Here is a 1289-nt window from a genome sequence, read left to right as displayed (position 1 = left end):
TCGCCAAAAACTAGCATTAACAGAACAAGTGCTCCGGCAGCTACCCCAAGATATGCTTCCCCAGCAAAAACAGTCGTTAGGTGGGCAACAAGAAACGACACTGAGATGTTAGATATGTTGCTTCCAATGAGTACGGTAGTTATCATTCTTGCAGGATTGGCCTTTAGCCGAACAAGCTCCTCAGAGCCAAACTTTTTCTCCTTTGACAGGCGCTTGAGCCTCAGCACGCCAAGTGAGGTGAGTGCTGACTCAGATGCCGAGAAAAATGCTGCACAGGCAAACGATAGCACCAAAAGTGCGATGTCTAGCTCGTACATGGTTAACCTTTTTGAAATCTGGTATCTTCTTGACTAGATGTTATTGGATTTTCTTCAGTTGGCCTTATTCTTCAGCAGGCTTAAATAACTACTTGGCCTCACTTCAGGCTTGCGCCCAAAAACTTTCCAGCCGCGCTTGGCCTGACGCAATCTACCAGCCGTAATGTTGGGCCCTTGAATAGCCAAACGCAAGCAAAGCAGGAATTACGTTTTTTGCAAAAAGCCCCGGCCTTGCCAATAACATTTTTCCCCCAACCATTGCTTTTTTGAGTGGGTCAAGAGCGGACAAATCCCGAGGTATTGCATGGGCAATTGTATTCAATTCTTGGTCAGTGAACTTGTATAGGACATTTTTGCCGACAATAAGCTTGCCGTAATCCGGAAATTCGCTTCTCCAGGCGCCTTCGTATTCTGAAAGGCTTGCCCCTGACAAATCCCCGGAAGTTATTGCCGTTTTTGCAACTTTAGCCGCCATTGCTCCCGATGCAAGGCTTAGATGGGTTCCGCCTTCAAAGAGGGGGGAAGTGAATCCTGCCGCATCGCCGACCAGAAGCAAACCGTCCGAATAGGTCCTTGGAAGAGGGCCCGAGGAGGGGATAAGGCCGCCAAATGACTTGAGGATTTTTTTTGAACCCCAGCCCATTTCCTTGACAAACTGGCCCAGGTAACTCTTGATTTTTGCCTTGTCGCGTGTCACCAGGCCCACATTTGCCCTGCCGCCTGATTTTGGAATCATCCAAAGGTATCCGTGTGGCGAGAGCCTGGGCCAGAAATAAAAATCAATAAAGCCTTCTTGGGGAATGTCGTCCATCTCATATTGCGCCCCAAGAACAGTCTCGGATTTTTGCCCAAGGTTTGCAAGCCTTGAGCTTGCCTGGACTACGCCGCTTGCATCAATGACCAGCTTTGCCTTATGGGTTCCGCTTGTGGTTTCAAGCTCCCAGTGCCCGTTGTTTTTTTTCATGGAGCCCA

The 1289-nt window shown here is 48.8% G+C and carries 1 protein-coding gene; it reads right to left on the bottom strand.

Features of this window, described 5'->3' with window-relative positions; all coding sequences use genetic code 11:
* The coding region (locus tag FJZ26_06070; protein ID MBM3229973.1) for a DUF21 domain-containing protein at positions 1–317 on the bottom strand (317 nt) is incomplete at its 3' end.
* Positions 318–1289 lie beyond the last annotated feature (972 nt).

Source organism: Candidatus Parvarchaeota archaeon (assembly GCA_016866895.1).
Taxonomy (GTDB): Archaea; Micrarchaeota; Micrarchaeia; order Anstonellales; family VGKX01; genus VGKX01.
This window is presented reverse-complemented; position numbering and strand designations above follow the sequence as displayed.